The organism is Allobosea sp. GW821-FHT09G06 (assembly GCF_059416005.1).
Genome location: NZ_JBWKOI010000002.1, coordinates 211,478 through 229,496 on the forward strand (window position 1 = coordinate 211,478; position 18,019 = coordinate 229,496).

Below are 18,019 nucleotides of genomic sequence, written 5' to 3' on the forward strand. Positions count from 1 at the left end.
GTATCACAATTTTATGTCGGCTGGCCGCTGAAGACGACAGTTTTCTTTTCGTTGAGAACGGTTCGCTCCGTGTCGTCTGCGTGCGGCGTTGTCATCGTCATGCCCCATCCGGCTGCTCGCGCAGACGCGGTGCCTGTGGGACGGCGGTCATAGTTCGCCGGTGTGCCGGTCGGCTCGTCTTGACTCATGCGTGCCAGAAATGGAATGTTTATTCCAACTAGCGGGAGCTCGAAAAATTCCTGCCATTCGCTTCGGGAGGCGGGTCGTTGTCGCAAGTCGGTTCGTTCGGCCGTGATCTTCACGGCAAGGTTGCTATCGTTACCGGCGGCAGCCAGGGGTTGGGCGAGGCGATCGCCCGCGAGTTCGCCGACCGTGGCGCGCGCGGTCTCCTGCTCACCGGGCGCAATGCGCAGCGTGGCGAGGCTGTGGCGGAAAGCCTGCGGGAAGCCGGCTGCGATGCCCGCTTCCATCAGGTCGATCTCGCCGATCTCGATGCCGTCAGGCAGGTGGTACCGGCGGCCGAGAAGGCCTTCGGGCATCTCGATATCCTCGTGAACGCGGCCGGCGACACCGATCGCGGCACCATCTTCGACACGTCGCCCGCGCTCTACGAGCGCATCATGGCGGTGAATCTGCGCGCGCCCTTCTTCCTGATCCAGGATGCTGCTGACCTGATGCGTCGTCAGGATATTCCGGGCGCCGTCGTCAACATCCAGTCGATGTCGGCCCATGGCGGCCAGCCCTTCCTCTCCGCCTACAGCGTCTCGAAGGCGGCTTTGGCTGCGCTGACGAAGAATGCGGCCTATGGGCTGCTGAAGCATCGCATCCGCGTCAACGGGCTCAATATCGGCTGGATGGCGACGCCGGGCGAGGATGCGATCATGAAGCTGCGTCATGATGCCAAGGACGGCTGGCTTGATGAGGCCAATGCCTCCCAGCCCTTCGGCCGCCTGATCGATCCGCGCGAGGTCGCCAAGGCCGTCGCCTATCTCGCCTCGGCCGAATCGGGGCTGATGACCGGCTCCAATATCGATTTCGACCAGACGATTCTGGGCGCGCACGACTAGCGCCGGATTTCCACCGCGGCGCTGGCGCCGCAAGACTGCCTGACGAGACGCGACCACGGGAATGACGAAGGCCATGAAGATCGGATTGCTGGGCGCCGGCCGCATCGGGCGCATCCACGGGTTGAACGTCGCCGCGCGCGGCGATGCCGAGTTGGTCGCCGTCACCGACGCGATGCCGGAAGCCGCCGCCTCGCTCGCAGCTGCCTCTGGCGCCAAGGCCACGAGCGCCGAGGCGATCCTTGCTGACGCTGCCATCGACGCCGTGCTGATCTGCACGCCGACCGACACCCATGCCGACCTGATCGAGCAGGCGGTTTCCGCCGGCAAGGCTGTGTTCTGCGAGAAGCCGGTCGATCTCGACGCGGCCCGCATCCGCCGCTGCCTCGCGACGGTTGAGAAGTCCGGCAAGCCGCTGATGATCGGCTTCAACCGCCGCTTCGACCCGAATTTCTCAGGCCTGGAGAAGCGTCTGCGCGCGGGCGAGGCTGGCGCCATCGAGATCGTCACGGTGATCTCGCGCGATCCCTCGCCGCCGCCGGTCGATTACGTCAAGCGCTCGGGCGGCCTCTTCCGCGACATGATGATCCATGATTTCGACATGGCGCGCTTCCTCCTGGCCGAGGAGCCGGTCGAGGTCTTCGCGCTCGGCTCCGCCCTTGTCGACAAGGCGATCGGCGAGGCCGGCGATGTCGATACCGCCGCCGTGGTCATGAAGACCGCTTCGGGCCGGATCGCCCAGATCTCGAATTCGCGCCGCGCCACCTATGGCTATGACCAGCGCATCGAGGTCCACGGCTCGAAGGGCATGCTGCGCGCCGGCAATATCCACGAGACCACGGTGGAGATCGCGACGGGGCAGGGCTTCCGCGCCGATCCCGTGCAGAATTTCTTCCTGGAGCGCTATGCCGCGGCTTATCGCGCCGAGCTCGACGCCTTCATCGCGGCCTGCAACGGCAAGGCCGTGGCCTCGCCGACCGGGCTCGATGGCCTGAAGGCGCAGATTCTCGCCGATGCCGCGACCGAATCCGCGCAGACCGGCAAGCCCGTCCGCGTCGATCTGGGAGCCAAGTGATGACGCCGGCCGAGCGCGACCTGCGCTATTATGCGGCGCTTGGCCTCGCGGCCGAGGCGGGCCATCTGGCGCTCGGCTATTTCAACAAGCGCGAGTCGCTCGGCATCACCATGAAGGGTGCGCAGGACTGGCTGACCGTCGCCGACGGCAAGGTCGAGGATTTCCTGCGCCGCCGCCTTTCGGAGCTTTTCCCTGAAGATACGGTCATCGGCGAGGAGGGGGGCGGACAGGCCTCCGATGCGGTCTGGATTCTCGATCCCATCGACGGCACCGCGAATTTCGCCCATGGCGACCGCAACTGGTGCATCTCCATCGGCTTCCTCGCGAACCGCAAGCCCGAGATCGGCGTCGTGGCTGCGCCGGCCCTGGGCGAGGTCTATGCCGCGCGGCGCGGCGCCGGGGCGACCCTGAACGGCGACCCGATCAAGGTATCCGGCGCGACCGATATCGGCCGCGCCTCGGTCGAGCTCGGCTGGTCGACCCGCATCCCCGCGCAGAACTACGTCAAGGTGATCGAGCGCAACTATGCCGCCGGGGCGGCGATGAAGCGCGGCGGCTCGGGCACGCTCGGCCTCTGCCATGTCGCTAATGGCTCAAGCGATGCCTATGCCGAGCTGCATATCAACGCTTGGGACGTTGCTGCCGGCATCGTCATCGCCAGCGAGGCGGGAGCCGAGATCAACGACTTCTTTGCCGGCGAGGGGATCGCAAAGGGCAACCCCATCCTGTGCTGCACGCCCGCGCTCGCGGCGCCGCTGCGGGAGATCACTGGAATCACTTAGCCGACGTCATATTTCATTGATCTTTCGACAAAATTCATCTCAGCTTCGTCTTAAGCGACAAGAAACGAAAGATCCGAACAGGGAGGTTCACATGCAGACGAAATCATGGCTCAAGGCGGGGCTTTTCGCCGCGCTCGCGACAGCGGCCTTCGCCGCCACCCCGGCCCGGGCCCAGGGCTCGCTCGTCATGTATTGCGGTGTCCAGGAAGAATGGTGCCGTGCCATGTCGACGGCCTTCGAGAAGGAGACCGGCGTCAAGGTCGCGATGACCCGCAAGTCGGCGGGCGAGATCTATGCCCAGCTCAAGGCCGAGTCCTCCAATCCGCGCGGCGACGTCTGGTGGGGCGGCACGGGCGATCCGCACCTGCAGGCGGCGGAAGAGGGGCTCACCCTCGAATATGAATCGCCGAAGAACAAGGAATTGCACGGCTGGGCGCTCGACCAGTGGAAGGCGGCCAAGCAGCGTTCGGTCGGCATCTATGCCGGCGCGCTCGGCTTCGGCTTCAACACCGAGCAGATCAAGTCCAAGGGCATCCCCGAGCCGAAATGCTGGGCCGACCTGCTCAATGCCAAGCTGAAGGACGACGTGCAGGTCGCCGATCCCAACTCCTCGGGCACGGCCTATAACCTGCTGGCGACGGTCATCCAGCTCATGGGCGAGGACAAGGGCTTCGAGTACCTGAAGCAGCTCCACAAGAACGTCAGCCAGTACACCAAGTCGGGCGCCGCCCCGGCCAAGGCCGCGAGCCTCGGCGAGACAGCCGTCGGCATCGTCTTCATCCATGACGCGGTGGTCTTCGCCGTGCAGGGCGACCCGATCAAGCCGGTCGCGCCCTGCGAGGGCACGGGCTACGAGATCGGCTCGATGTCGATCGTCAAGGGCGCGCGCAATCTGGAGAACGCCAAGAAGTTCTACGACTGGGCCCTGACTCCGGCCGCGCAGGCGCTCGCCGCTCCCGCGAAGTCCTATCAGGTTCCGTCCAACAAGGCCTCGCCGGTGCCGGCGCAGTCGCCGAAGATGGATCAGATGAAGCTGATCAACTACGACTTCGTGAAATACGGCTCCTCGGCCGAGCGCACCCGCCTGCTCGCCAAGTGGGACAAGGAAGTCAAGGCGCTGCCGAAGTAAGCAGCTTCCGGCTTTTCTCCTCAACAAGCACCGTCATCCCGGGCTGAGCCCGGGATGACCCGGCGGTTTCATCACCAAACACGTTTGGCGGCCTTCAGAACCGGGACAACGGTCGGCCGTATCAGGGCAAGGGAACAGGGCAACCATGGCGCCAGCGACGAGACTCGTGCTGCTGATCGGCTGGCTCGGCTATGCGCTGATGCCCTGGTATCTCGTCGAGGGCATGAGCCTGACGAACTGGGCCTGGCTTGCCGAATACCCGTTCGGCAAGGCGGGCAGCGCGCTGGCGCTTTCCCTGTCCGGCCAGACATCCTGGCTGCTGCCGGTCGGCATCGCGCTCGCGGCCGTGACGATCTTCTGGGGCAGTGGCGATCGCCAGCGCACGGCGCGCGTGCTGGTCTGGGCCGGCCTGCTCGGCATGGCCCTGTTCTTCGCCCAGGCCTTCTCGATCGTGCTGAAGGACCAGGGCATCTCCTGGCTCGCCGCCCTGCTCGGCGGCGCGGGAGCCTCCCAGCGCGGCATCGGCGGTGGCGCCTTCCTGACGCTGCTGTCGCTGCTCTTCCTGCTCTGCCACGGCCTTGCCTATCGCGGCGTCTGCCGCGGCGATCTCTTCACGACCTCGACGATCGGCCTCGTCGTCCTGCTGATCGGCATCTTCATCTTCTTCCCGGTCGCGATCATCCTGAAGAGCGCGCTGGTCGACCAGAACGGCGCCTTCGCGCCGGCGGCCTTCGTCGAGCGCTTCCTCGACTCCTCGATCTGGGGGCTGGGCTGCGTCACCAACAACACCAATTGCGGTGTCGCCTGGAACACGCTGATCCTCGCCGTGCTCTGTGGCGTCATCACCACGCTGCTGGGCCTCGCCTGCGCGCTGCTGATCCTGCGCACCGGCATGCCCGGCAAGCGCATCATGCGGGCGCTGACGGTGCTGCCGATCATCACCCCGCCCTTCGTCATCGGTCTGGCCCTGATCCTGCTCTTCGGCCGCGCCGGCGCCGTCTCGACCCTGCTCTACGAGTGGTTCGACATCCCGCGCTCGCGCTGGCTCTACGGCCTGCCGGGCGTCCTGCTGGCGCAGGTTCTCGCCTTCGCGCCGATCGCCTTCCTCGTCCTGATCGGTGTCGTGCAGGGCATTTCGCCGAGCCTCGAAGAGGCTTCGCAGACGCTCGGCGCCAAGCGCTGGCAGACCTTCCGCACCGTGACCTGGCCGCTGCTCAAGCCCGGCATCGCCAATGCCTTCCTGCTCGGCTTCGTCGAGAGCATGGCCGATTTCGGCAATCCGTTGGTGCTCGGCGGCAATTTCGAGGTGCTATCGACCAAGATCTTCTTTGCGGTCGTCGGCGCGTCCTACAATCAGGGGCAGGCGGCGGTGCTCGCCATCGTGCTGCTCGGCTTCACGCTCGGCGCCTTCTGGGTGCAGCAGCGCTGGCTCGGTGGCAAATCCTACACGACGGTCACCGGCAAGGGTGACGCCGGCCTGCCGACACCATTGCCGCGCCGCATCACCTGGCTTTCGGCCGCGGTGATCGTGCCCTGGGTCGCGCTGACGCTGGTGATCTACATCGTCATCCTGGTCGGCGGCTTCGTCCGCAACATGGGCCGCGACTTCACGCCGACGCTCCAGCACTATATCACCGGCTTCGCCATCGATTTCAGCAACGGCATCTATTTCCAGGGCTCGGCCTGGTCGTCCTTCTTCACGACGGTGAAGGTCGCCGCGATCTCGGCGCCGCTGACGGCGGTGATCGGCCTGCTCACCGCTTATCTGCTGACGCGCCAGCGCTTCAGCGGCCGGGGCGGGCTGGAATTCGCGACGATGCTCTCCTTCGCCATTCCCGGCACGGTGCTCGGCGTCGCCTATATCCTCGCCTTCAACGTGCCGCCGGTCGAGATCACCGGCACGGGCCTGATCCTCGTCATCGCCTTCGTCTTCCGCAACATGCCGGTCGGCGTACGCTCGGGCATCGCCGGCCTGTCGCAGATCGACAAGAGCCTGGACGAGGCCTCGACCACGCTGCGCGCCCGCAGCTTCACCACGCTCTGGCGCGTGGTGCTGCCGCTGCTCAAGCCCGCCCTGGTCTCGGCGCTGGTCTATTCCTTCGTGCGCTCGATGACGGCGGTCAGCGCGGTGATCTTCCTGGTCTCGGCCGAGTACAACCTCGCCACCGCCTATATCGTCGGCCGCGTCGAGGCGGGCGAGTTCGGCCTCGCCATCGCCTATTCCTCGGTTCTGATCGTCTTCATGGCGCTCGGCATCGCGCTCATCCAGTTCACCGTCGGCGAGCGCAAGCTCGGCCGGCGTGCCCGCACCGCCACCGTCGCCGCACCGGCGCCTGCCCCCGCTATCGGATAAGGACAAGAGACAGAGATGGCCAAGGCCGGACCCGCTTCCGTCGAATTCCGCAACGTCTCCATGCGCTATGGCGCGGTGACGGCGGTCGACAACATCAACTTCACCATCGAGGCCGGCAAGCTCGTGACCCTGCTCGGCCCGTCCGGCTGCGGCAAGACCACGACCTTGCGCATGATCGCGGGCCTCGAGATCGCCAGCGACGGCCAGATCCTGATCGGCGGCAAGGACGTCACCAAGCTCTCGGCCGCCGACCGCGACGTCTCGATGGTGTTCCAGTCCTACGCGCTCTTCCCGCATATGAGCGTGCTCGACAACGCCGCCTATGGCCCGACCGTGAAGGGGCTCGGCAAGGACGAAGCGAAGCAGATGGCGCTGGAGAAGCTTGCGCTGGTCGGCCTCAAGGGCTTCGAGAACCGCTACCCGTCCGAGCTTTCGGGCGGCCAGCAGCAGCGCGTCGCGGTCGCCCGCGCGCTCGTGCTGGAGCCGCAGGTGCTGCTCTTCGACGAGCCGCTCTCCAATCTCGACGCCAAGCTGCGCCGCCGCGTCCGCGAGGAAATCCGCGAATTGCAGCAGGACCTCAACCTGACCGTGGCCTATGTCACGCATGACCAGGAAGAGGCGCTCGCCGTTTCCGACCGCATCATCGTGATGTCGAACGCCCGGATCGCGCAGGAAGGCGCGCCGCGCGACCTCTACGAGCAGCCCTCGAACGCCTTCGTCGCCGATTTCATCGGCGACGCCAATCTGGTCGACGTCACCGTGAAGGCGGTGGCGGATGGCCGTGCCGATGTCGCGATCGGCTCGGCGACGGTCAGCCTGCCGGCGCGTGGGCTCGGCGTCGGCCCTGCCAAGGTCGCGATTCGCCCGGAGGCGTTGCTGCTCGGCGATCCCGGCCAGGGCGGCTCGCTGCCCGGCACGATCCGCAAATGCGCCTATCTCGGCAATCACCTGGACATCATGGTCGAGACCGAAGTGGGCGAGCTCTTCGTGGTCCAGTATGGCGGGCGCGAGATGTTGGAGCCGGGCACTGCGGTCTCGGTTTCCTTCGCGAAATCCGGCGTGACGCTGATTCCGCCGACCTGAGCGACGCCGGAAGCTGAACTTCGATGCTCGCAGGCTGAGAATGCGGCAGCGGCTGCCGTATTCTCAGCACTTTCGGTGTATATTTCTGTTGAGTTGGCTAATCAAAAATTGATAGATTCAGCTGACAATCGTCACCTGAATCGGGGAAAGACCGCACGAAAATGGCCACGGGCGAGAGCGCAACCACCATCCTGATCCACCTTGTCGGCGGCGTCGCGCTGCTGATCTGGGCTGTCAGGCTGGTGCGAACCGGCGCGATGCGCGCCTTCGGCTCCCAGCTCCGGCAGGCGCTGCAGAGTTTCACGCGCAATCGCTTCGCCGCCTTCGGCAGCGGCGTCGCCGTGACCATGGTGCTGCAGAGCTCGACGGCGACGACGCTGCTGGTCTCCTCCTTCGCCGGTCAGGCGCTGATCGTGCCGGCCATGGCGCTCGCCGTCCTGCTCGGCGCCAATCTCGGCACCTCGCTCGCGGCCTTCGTCATCTCGATGGATCTGGGCTGGCTCTGGGGGCTCTGCGTCGCGGTCGGCGTCGCCATGTATCTCTCCAGCGAGGCGATGGAGCGCCCGCGCAATATCGGCCGCGTGCTGGTCGGCATCGGCCTGATCCTGCTCTCGCTGATCGAGCTCAACACCGCCGCCGCCCCGCTGGCGCAATCGCCGACCTTCCGCGTCGTCCTTGCCGCCATGGGCTCCGAGCCGCTGCTCGGCATCCTCGCCGCGATCGCCGCGACCTGGATCGTGCATTCCTCGATCGCGATCATCCTGCTCGTCGCGACCTTCGCGGCGTCGGGCCTGTTCCCGCCGGCGACGGCGCTGACGCTGGTCATCGGCGCCAATCTCGGCAATGCGCTGATCCCGGTGCTCGATCAGCTTGGCGCGCCCGCCGCCCAGCGCCGCGCCGCCGTCGGCAATCTGGCGACGCGCGTGATCCTGGCATTGGCCGTGCTGCCCTTCGTCGGCCCGCTTTCGGCTTGGCTCGTCAGCCTGCCCTCGGCGGATGCGCGGCTCGCCATCGAATTCCACGTCCTGCTGAACGTCGTCGGCGCGCTGGTCTTCCTGCCTTTCGTCGGGCCAGTCTCGGCGCTGGTCGAGCGCTTCATGCCCGGCAAGGACGAGAAGGCGGAGGCCGTGACGCCGCGCTATCTCGACCCCAACGCGCTCGACAGCCCGACCGAGGCGCTGGCGGGCGCGATGCGCGAGGCGCTGCGCCTTGGCGACCGCGTCGAAGGCATGCTGCGCGATACGATGACGCTGCTGGAGAAGGACGAGCTCAAGCTCTCGCGCGCCATCGCCCAGGCCGATGACGGCGTCGACACGATCCACGAGTCGATCAAGCTCTATCTGGTCAAGGTCTCCCGCAACGAGCTCTCCGAGGAGGAGAGCCGGCGCCTGTTCGAGATCATCACCCTGATCACCAATCTCGAGCATATCGGCGACATCATCGACAAGAACCTGCGCGAGCTCGCCGAGAAGAAGATCCGCAAGCGCTTCTCCTTCTCGCCGGAGGGGCTGGCCGAGATCCGCGACTTCCATCACCGCGTCGCTTCGGCGCTGGCGCTGGCGCTCAACGTCTTCGCGACGCGCGATCTGGTGCTCGCCCGCCAGCTCTTCGCCGACAAGGCGGCGATGCGCGATGCCGAGCGGCGCGCCACCGACAGCCATTTCCAGCGCCTGCGCTCGGGCCGGCCGGAATCGATTGAGACCAGCGCGATCCATCTCGACATCATCCGCGACTTGAAGCGCATCCACGGCCATATCGTCTCGATCGCCTACCCGATCCTGGAGACCGCCAACGAATTGCGCGAGAGCCGCCTGCGCGAGACCAAGGCTGCGGCCGAGCAGCGCGAGATGCCGACCGTGCTCATCCCCGCGGCCCATTCGGGCGGGTGATCCCGGCCTTCAGCGCGGCGCCGCCAGGATGATCGCGGCGCCGGCGAGGCAGATGGCGCCCCCGGTCAGGTCCCAGCGATCGGGCCGGATGCCCTCGACAGCCCAGAGCCAGCCGAGCGAGGCGGCGATATAGACCCCGCCATAGGCGGCGAAGGCGCGCCCGGCCGCGGCACTCTCGACCAGCGTCAGCAGCCAGGCGAAGAGCCCGAGCGAGACCAGCCCCGGCAGCAGCCACCAGATCGGCTTGCTCAGCCGGAGCCAGCCCCAGAAGGCGAAGCAGCCGGCGATCTCAAAGAGCGCGGCGCCGATATAGGCGGCGATGGTCGGCATGGAAGTCGGAGTCCGTTGCAGGGCTTTTCGAGGCGAAGGTGCCAGTCTAAAGCGGTAGGTCTTCGAACGGAAACACGCCGTCATCTCGGACAAGCCGCGTCAGCGGCGCCGATCCGGGATCCATGCCGGAACATCTCCGGGAGAGCTTCAGGCATGGATCCCGCGTCTGCGCTTCGCTGCGTCCGGGATGACGCGCCGAGATTGAGAACAGGGCTGCGGTGGAAAAGCCGATACGCAATATCGCCATCATCGGCGCAGGCCCCGCAGGCTTGATCGCCGCCGAGCGGCTGGCCGGCGCAGGGTATCGCGTGACGGTCTACGAGCGCATGGCCTCGCCAGCCCGCAAGTTCCTGCTCGCTGGCCGCGGCGGCCTCAACCTCACGCATTCCGAGTCGTTCGACGCCTTCCTCGGCCGCTATCGCGAAGCGGGCGATTGGCTGGAGCCGACCCTGCGCGCTTTCCCTCCGCAGGCACTTCGGGAGTGGGCCGATGGGCTTGGCGCCGAAACTTTCGTCGGCTCCAGCGGCCGCGTCTTCCCCCGCGCGATGAAGGCGTCGCCACTGCTGCGCGCCTGGCTCGGCCGGCTCGACGGGCTGGGCGTGAAGCTTTCCGCAGGCCGGCTCTGGACCGGCTGGGACGCTGATGGCGCCCTGACGTTCCGCCTCGCTGGCGGCGAAGCCGAGACGGTCCGCCCGGATGCCACGCTGCTGGCGCTCGGCGGTGCAAGCTGGCCGCGGCTCGGCTCCGATGGTGGCTGGGCGCCGTTGCTGGCCGGGCGCGGCGTCATGGTTGCGCCGCTTCGACCAGCCAATGGCGGTTTCACCGTGGCCTGGTCGCCGCAGATGAAGGAGCGCTTCGCTGGTCAGCCCTTGAAACGCATCGTCATTCGCTGCGGAGACGAAATGGCGGCCGGCGAGGCGATGATCGACAAGGACGGCATCGAAGGCGGGGCGATCTACGCGCTCTCAGCGCCGATCCGCGAGGCGGTCGAGCGCGATGGCTTTGCCGCGATCAGCATCGACCTGCGGCCCGATCTCATGGCACCGGAGCTTGCCGCCCGCCTCGCGAGACGCCGCAAGGGCGAGACGCTGAGCAACCACCTGCGCAAGGCGGCGGGCCTCGGCCCGGTCGCGATCGCCCTGCTGCGGGACGCGGCCGGGGCGGCCCTGCCCGACGAACCGGAGGCGCTCGCGGGGTTGATCAAGGCGGCAAAGCTGCGGCTGGATGCTCCCATGCCGATCGCGCGCGCCATCTCGACGGCTGGCGGCATCGCACGCGATCAGGTTGATGCAGGCTTGATGCTCAAGCGCCTGCCGGGCGTCTTCGCGGCTGGCGAGATGCTCGACTGGGAGGCGCCGACCGGCGGCTATCTGCTGCAGGCGAGTTTCGCCACCGGCGTCGCGGCTGCGGCTGGCATCGAAACATGGCTGGCGCGGCCCTAATCACCGGCCGGGCTATCGTCTGCGAAGCATGAGGCCGCTTGCCGCCAGCCGGCATCGACCGATGCCGCGCACGCCTTCCCTCAACCGCTCGCCAGCAGCCGGCGCGCGAAGCTATGTCCGCCATCGAGCGTGGATATCTCGCCGACCCGCGCCAGCGAGATCAGGATGTCGCGGATCGCGCGCTCGACCCTGAGACCCTGGCGGAAGCTCCCTGCGATCGCAGCCGCATCGATGGGCGTCGAGGTGCCAGCCAGCGCCGCGAGCACGGCCGCAACGCGGCCCACGGCATCGGTCGGAAAGGCCGGTTTGCTCGCGGCTGCCGGGGCCGGTATCGGCAAGGCGGCTTCGACCTGCTCGCCTCCACGACCGGGTGAGCCGAAGCGTGGGCGCTGATAGTCCGGCCTGAGCCAGCGTACCAAACCTTGTGCCTCCTCCTGTGCGCGCTCCCGGTTGAGGGCGACGAGCCGGGTCAGCATCTCTTCCTCACCGAGATCTGCCGACCAGCCATAGGCGGCGGTAACGGCGGCATCGAGTGCTTCATGATATTCGTCGAGGATCACGATGAGCCCGCGGTCGCGGATATCCTCCTCCGTGGCGGTCAATGCGTAGCCTGCGCGAAGAGCCTCACGGACATTGTAGAGCTTGGTCAGTGTCAGGTCGGGATGGTCCGCCAAAACCTGCTTGCGCAGCACGTTGAGTGCTTCCGCCGGGCGGCGGATGGCCTCCCTCTGATGCTCGGTCGCATCGGGGAAGGGAAACGGGTCAAAACAGCGAGACTTCACATAGACTGCATCGCGTTCATAGACACCACGTTTGCCGGCGGTGGCCAGATACCAAGTCTCGTGGATGCGGGAGGACAGGACGCCGAGCGTGTACGCGTCCGAGAGAGCGATCGCCAAGATCTTGTTGTCCGGCAGGATCGATGTGTCGAGGAACTGGAAGGTGCGGTGCTTGGCGGTTTCGACAGTGGCGATGTAGCGCTGAAGAAGGTTGAGCGCGGGGCGTAGCTCGCGTCGCGGCTCGCCGAAAACCCACCATAGTTCGCGGTAGCTTTCGCGCCGGTTCGCATCGCGGCCGATAAGCCTTCCGTTGCCGTCTTTTTCCTCTTTCACCGTCCGTTTGATGTGCTGGTAGACCTCCGGGAAGCGTTCCCGAACCTCTTCCGCAGCGAGTCCGAAGAGATCGATCACCATCACGTCACGCGCACGTGCCGTCAGATCCCGCCCGTTGCGATAGTTGCGGACATGATTGTCCAAGCCTTCCCGGCGGCCGAGGCCGAGAGCGCGCGCCTCGGCGGGCGTCACGATGAAGCCCGAGCCGTGCAGCTTCACGCCCGGCGAACACAGCCCGTCATTGCTCCGCAAGGGCGTTGCCTGGGTCATATCCACGCCGATCGTCAGGTCGGAATTGATCCGTCCCTCGCTCACGGCGAGCTCGATCTGCGGCTGGTCGGTATCGAGCCCGGATTCGGACAGGACCGTGCAGAGTTTGCCGTCATGAGAACCCGCCTGCGCGACCGTCATCGCGATCCGCACGGCGGCGCTTTCCCGCCCCGCCTTCGTCCAGGGATGGTCCGGGATCGCCATGACGATCGAGAGCGGCCGCTTGCCCGAAAGGTGTCGCTCGACCGTGCGGCGCTGGAAAATCTGCGTGATCGAGTTCGTCGTGACGAATCCGAAGCGGCGCAGGCAGGTGCCGGGGTGGGTCAGGAGTTCGGCGGCGTGGTCCCACCAATACATCACGAGATCGGCGCTCTCGTTCATCTGAGGATGCGCCGCCCAGAGCGCTTCCGCATGAACGCTCCCGAGCCTTGAGCGCAGATCCTTGCCGCCGATGAAGGGCGGATTGCCGACGATGAACTCAGCCTCCGGCCAGTCCGGCCGACGCGGGTTCGGCAAGGTTTCATGGCCGTCGCGCCAGCCCGGAACCGGGCAGCCATCCCAGGTCAGCACCGCATCCTGCTTGTAGATATGGTCGAGCTTCTCGAGGATCGGCTCGCGCGGCGCATGCGGGCGCGTGCGGAAATGCCATTGCAGATGGCCGATCCAGAGCACGAGATCGGCGATTGCGACGGCTCGTCGGTTGGTTTCCAGGCCGAGGAACTGATGCGGGCCGACCTGATGGATCGCGAAGCCGGAAAGCTCCTCGTTGCGTCCGAGTTCGCCGGCGGCATCGAGAACCTCGCCTTCCAATTTCTTCATAAGCTCTTGTGAAACATGCAGGAAATTCCCTGTCCCGCAGGCCGGGTCGAGAATCCGCGTGGTGCACAGCGTTTCGTGAAAATCCTCGACCAGGGCCAAGGCCTTCCGCGCCTCGCCGCCGTCGCGGGCCTGCTGGGCGGCGCCGAGAACCGCGCGCCAGTCTTCGCGCAGCGGGCCGATCACCGTCTCGACCACCAACCTCTCGACATAGGCACGGGGTGTGTAATGCGCGCCGAGCCGGGCCCGCTCCTGTGGGTCGAGCGCCTGCTCCAGCAAGGTGCCGAAGATGGCGGGCTCGACCTCCTTCCAGTCATGCTCGGCTGCGGCCAGCAATTCGCCGATTTCCTCGCGCCCGAGCGGAAATACCTCGGCATCTTCGTATAGCTTGCCGTTGAAGCGCTTCATGCGTTCGCGCACGGAGGTCGAGTACTCGCCCTTGTCCATCGCCTGCCACAGCTCCGAGACCAGCGGCAGGAACGAATCCGGCGCGTCGCGGCATTCGCGCAGCAAGGCCTTGAAGGCGTCCTTGCGGATCAACCCGACATCCTCGGCGAACATCGTGAACAGGCAGCGCATCAGGAAGAGCGCCACCTCCTCGGGGTCGTGGTCGCGCTCCAGCACCTTCGAAACGGCCGCCAGCCGCTCGGCGATGGCGCGGGTGACGCGGGCCGCATGGCGGGCGGGATCGAGCGAGAGCGGCTCGCTCCAGATCGTCGCGAGGCGCCGGCGCAGGGCGGGATCGCGCAGGTCGTCGAGATAGACGCGATAGCTCTGCCGATCGGGGAACTGGACGTAATTCTTACCTTGCCCGGTGAAGTCGGCGTAGAACTCGAAGCAGTGCCCGACATCGCAGACGATCAGGAACGGCGGCCAGCCATGGCTCGCCGGCAGCGCCTTGGCATAGTCCTCCGCTTGGCGTCTGGCATTGAGCATCAGCACGTCCCAGGCGCGATCGGCCCCGCGCCGGCCGCGCGGCCCGGCCGGCTCCGTGAAGGGGAGGGCGCCCTGCGCCGGCAGCACCTCCTTGGCCTGTCCCTTCAGGCGGCTCTGCTTGGCTTCGAGGACGAAGGCGCCTTTCCGGTAGAGGTCGATGCGCCCCGTGCTGTGACCGCCCAGCCCGTCGGGGAAGCGCACGGGATATTCGAAACGATAGGTCACCGCGCCGGAATCGCTGGTCGGCGGCTGCGGCGGCTCGACGCCGATCAAGCGGCAGAACTCGCTGAGGAACTGGGCATAGGCTGCCCGCTCCGCGCCCTCCGAGAGGCGCCAGCGGGCGATGAAAGCCTCCACCGCCGCCGCTTCGGCCTCGGACCCGCCCCCCGACATGGTCCATCTCCACAGGTTGAATTTAAAAAGGATATGCAATCTAAGATTGCATATCCCGATCCTGTCAACTCCTGTCACCAATCATGCCTTCAGGGCGCTGCGCCCTCTCGCATCGCGGCCCGTTCCGCCCCATATTGCGGCCATGCCGAAAAGCTCCGACACCCCCGCGACCAAGCCCAAGGCTGCGAAGAAGCCGTCCTCGGCGCGCACGCCGAATTCCAAGGCGACGAAGCCCGAGCTGAAGCCGCTCGAAGGCTATCTCGCCGACCTCTTGAATCCCGCGATCAACCGCGGCACGGCGGTGCCGGGTGGCGCCTCCGGCTTCAGCGACCAGCCGCAGGCCGGCTACGAGGCGAAGCCGAGCTACGCGCTGGAACGGCCCGGCGGCGAGGAGAGGCCAAAGCGCAAGCTCTCCAAGAAGGCGGATTCCGCCTTCATCGGCGCCGAGGGTGCAGCGGCCGCGACGGCGAGTTCGCTGCAGCATCTCCTGGAGACCGGCAGTCCCTTCATCCAGCCCGGCAAGCCCTGGACGCCGCACCGGCCCGAGCGCCCCGAGAAATCGGAGGGGGGAATCGCCTTCACGATGAAATCGGATTTCTCCCCGTCGGGCGACCAGCCCACCGCGATCGCCGATCTCGTCGACGGCATCCGCCGGCAGGAGCGCGACCAGGTCCTGCTCGGCGTCACCGGCTCGGGCAAGACCTTCACCATGGCGAAGGTGATCGAGGAGACGCAGCGCCCGGCGCTGATCCTCGCGCCGAACAAGACGCTGGCGGCACAGCTTTACGGGGAATTCAAGAGCTTCTTCCCCGACAACGCGGTCGAGTACTTCGTCTCCTATTACGACTATTACCAGCCGGAAGCCTATGTTCCGCGCTCGGACACCTATATCGAGAAGGAATCCTCGATCAACGAGCAGATCGACCGCATGCGCCACTCGGCGACGCGCTCCCTGCTCGAACGCGACGACGTGATCATCGTCGCCTCGGTCTCCTGCATCTACGGTATCGGCTCGGTCGAGACCTATACGGCGATGACCTTCTCGGTGAAGCTCGGCGAGCGCATCGAGCAGCGCCAGCTCATCGCCGATCTCGTCGCGCTCCAGTACAAGCGCACCCAGCACGACTTCGCCCGCGGCACCTTCCGCGTCCGCGGCGACGTCATCGAGCTCTACCCGGCCCACTATGAGGACCGCGCCTGGCGCATCGGCCTGTTCGGCGACGAGGTCGAGTCGATCTCCGAATTCGACCCGCTGACCGGCCAGAAGACCGGCGAGCTCGAATTCATCAAGGTCTACGGCAATTCGCACTACACCACGCCGCGCCCGACGCTGACCCAGGCCGTGAAGTCGATCAAGGAGGAGCTCAAGGCCCGCCTCGACGAGCTCAACCGCATGGGCCGCTTCCTGGAGGCGCAAAGGCTCGACCAGCGCTGCACCTTCGACATCGAGATGATCGAGGCCACTGGCTCCTGCAACGGCATCGAGAACTATTCGCGCTATCTCACCGGCCGCAAGCCGGGCGAGCCGCCGCCGACCCTGTTCGAATACCTGCCCGACAACGCCCTCGTTTTCACCGACGAGAGCCACGTCTCCGTGCCGCAGATCGGGGGCATGTACCGGGGCGACTTCCGCCGCAAGGCGACTTTGGCCGAATACGGCTTCCGCCTGCCGTCCTGCATGGACAACCGGCCATTGCGCTTCGAGGAATGGGACGCGATGCGGCCCCAGTCGGTGCATGTCTCGGCCACGCCCGGCGGCTGGGAGATGGACCAGACCGGCGGCGTCTTCACCGAGCAGGTCATCCGCCCGACAGGTTTGATCGATCCGCCGGTCGAGATCCGCCCCGCCAAGCATCAGGTCGCGGACCTCCTGGACGAGGTCAAGGAGGTCACCGAGAAGGGCTATCGCACCCTCGTCACGGTGCTGACCAAGCGCATGGCCGAGGACCTGACCGAGTACCTGCACGAGAACGGCGTGCGCGTGCGCTACATGCACTCCGACATCGACACGATCGAGCGCATCGAGATCCTGCGCGACCTCAGGCTCGGCGCCTTCGACGTGCTGGTCGGCATCAACCTGCTGCGCGAGGGCCTCGACATCCCCGAATGCGGCTTCGTCGCCATTCTCGACGCCGACAAGGAGGGCTTCCTCCGCTCCGAGACCTCGCTGATCCAGACCATCGGCCGTGCCGCCCGTAACGTGGACGGCAAGGTCATCCTCTATGCCGACCACATCACCGGCTCGATGGAGCGGGCGATGGCGGAGACCAATCGCCGCCGCGAGAAGCAGGTCGCCTATAACGAGGCGAACGGCATCACGCCGCAGACGATCAAGCGCGCCATCGGCGACATCCTCGGCTCGGTCTATGAGCGCGACCATGTCACGGTCGACAAGGGGCTGGTGACGCCGGCCTCGGGCCACAATCTCAAGGCCGCGATCGCCGATCTCGAGAAGCGCATGCGCGAGGCCGCGGCCGATCTCGAATTCGAGACGGCGGCCCGCCTGCGCGACGAGATCAAGCGCCTGCAGGCGACGGAACTGGCGATCTCGGACGACCCGCTCGCCCGCCAGAGCGATGTCGAGGCCTCCGCCGGCAAGTACAAGGGCGAGCGCAGCTATGGCTCCAGCGCCAACCTGCCGCCCACCCGTGCCCGCAAGCCCACGGACGAGGACATGGGCCCGCATAACTGGGGCGGCGGCGAGGGCAAGCCGAAAGCCGGCGAGAAGCCGAACCCGTTGCTGGCGGGCACCTCACGCGTGCGGAAGCCGACCCTGGACGAGATGGGCCCGGTGCCGGAATCGCGGCCGAAGGGGGCGGGGGAGAGACGGCGGCGGAGGTAAATGTTTGCGGATAATATGCAGGGCCCTGATTGCGTATCTCCACGACCTAAATACAATTTTTTGATTCGCTATTGCCCCAGATACATTCAAACTACCGGACGGCGTCAGATATGGCTGGCCCTCAAGATTTGAAGATCGCCCGCCATTTGGAGGCTCGCAGCCTCTTAGACATTGGGCGAGCGCGGTCTCCAGTAGAGCCTATGTCGCGCGTTTGGTTTGAGTTGAGTGACACAAATGCATTTGATGCATGTGTGTCTGAAGTCTTGCGATGGATGTCTCAGTCGCCCAAGCGCGGTCTGCCGCCTCGTTCTGGAATACCGTTAACGCCGGGTATTCTTGCGGGTTTAAGCTTCGATATAAGTGACGAGTTCGGCGCCAACCCCACTCGGGCCGTTCGTCTAGACGCTTTTGATGGGACGCTGTGGGCGGCGAGGCTCGATTGGCCTGATCCTTCCGCTCCACGAAGCTGGGTTTCGGAGTTCTTTGTCGAAAAGCGAGCCGGA

At 66.3% G+C, this 18,019-nt stretch carries 11 protein-coding genes; 9 read left to right on the forward strand and 2 right to left on the reverse strand.

The window, feature by feature from the left end; all coding sequences use genetic code 11:
* The first annotated feature begins 266 nt into the window (after positions 1-266).
* The 7 genes from AC07NY_RS11195 (at position 267) to AC07NY_RS11225 (ending at position 9,375) form a co-directional block, all read left to right on the forward strand.
* A complete protein-coding gene (locus AC07NY_RS11195; protein ID WP_494583902.1) occupies positions 267-1,067 on the forward strand; it encodes an SDR family oxidoreductase in 801 nt (266 codons plus the stop codon).
* A gap of 61 nt (positions 1,068-1,128) precedes the next feature.
* Positions 1,129-2,139 (forward strand): inositol 2-dehydrogenase, encoded by a 1,011-nt coding sequence (gene iolG / locus AC07NY_RS11200; protein WP_494583903.1) that lies wholly within the window; start codon positions 1,129-1,131, stop codon positions 2,137-2,139.
* Positions 2,139-2,921, forward strand: coding sequence for an inositol monophosphatase family protein (locus AC07NY_RS11205; RefSeq protein ID WP_494583904.1), 783 nt, complete (start codon positions 2,139-2,141; stop codon positions 2,919-2,921). Before iolG ends, AC07NY_RS11205 begins: the two co-directional genes overlap by 1 nt.
* A gap of 91 nt (positions 2,922-3,012) precedes the next feature.
* Complete coding sequence (locus AC07NY_RS11210; protein WP_494583905.1) at positions 3,013-4,050, forward strand: ABC transporter substrate-binding protein; 1,038 nt, start codon at positions 3,013-3,015, stop codon at positions 4,048-4,050.
* 145 nt (positions 4,051-4,195) lie between these two features.
* Entirely contained in the window at positions 4,196-6,403 is a 2,208-nt protein-coding gene (locus AC07NY_RS11215; RefSeq protein ID WP_494583906.1) for an ABC transporter permease, read from the forward strand.
* A 15-nt stretch (positions 6,404-6,418) separates the two neighbouring features.
* Positions 6,419-7,486, forward strand: coding sequence for an ABC transporter ATP-binding protein (locus AC07NY_RS11220; protein ID WP_494583907.1), 1,068 nt, complete (start codon positions 6,419-6,421; stop codon positions 7,484-7,486).
* A 161-nt stretch (positions 7,487-7,647) separates the two neighbouring features.
* On the forward strand, positions 7,648-9,375 hold the full coding sequence (locus AC07NY_RS11225; RefSeq protein ID WP_494583908.1) for a Na/Pi cotransporter family protein: 1,728 nt from the start codon (positions 7,648-7,650) through the stop codon (positions 9,373-9,375).
* A gap of 9 nt (positions 9,376-9,384) precedes the next feature.
* On the opposite strand, the gene AC07NY_RS11230 is transcribed toward AC07NY_RS11225, so the two are convergent.
* Positions 9,385-9,705: a YnfA family protein gene (locus tag AC07NY_RS11230; RefSeq protein ID WP_494583909.1), complete on the reverse strand. Its 321-nt coding sequence runs from the start codon at positions 9,703-9,705 to the stop codon at positions 9,385-9,387.
* 218 nt (positions 9,706-9,923) lie between these two features.
* On the opposite strand from AC07NY_RS11230, the gene AC07NY_RS11235 reads away from it, so the two are divergent.
* A complete protein-coding gene (locus AC07NY_RS11235; RefSeq protein ID WP_494583910.1) occupies positions 9,924-11,147 on the forward strand; it encodes a TIGR03862 family flavoprotein in 1,224 nt (407 codons plus the stop codon).
* An 80-nt stretch (positions 11,148-11,227) separates the two neighbouring features.
* On the opposite strand, the gene AC07NY_RS11240 is transcribed toward AC07NY_RS11235, so the two are convergent.
* Entirely contained in the window at positions 11,228-14,674 is a 3,447-nt protein-coding gene (locus tag AC07NY_RS11240; RefSeq protein WP_494583911.1) for a class I SAM-dependent DNA methyltransferase, read from the reverse strand.
* A 142-nt stretch (positions 14,675-14,816) separates the two neighbouring features.
* Between AC07NY_RS11240 and uvrB the strand changes: the two genes are divergently transcribed.
* Positions 14,817-17,516: an excinuclease ABC subunit UvrB gene (uvrB, locus tag AC07NY_RS11245; RefSeq protein ID WP_494583912.1), complete on the forward strand. Its 2,700-nt coding sequence runs from the start codon at positions 14,817-14,819 to the stop codon at positions 17,514-17,516.
* Positions 17,517-18,019: the final 503 nt, after the last annotated feature.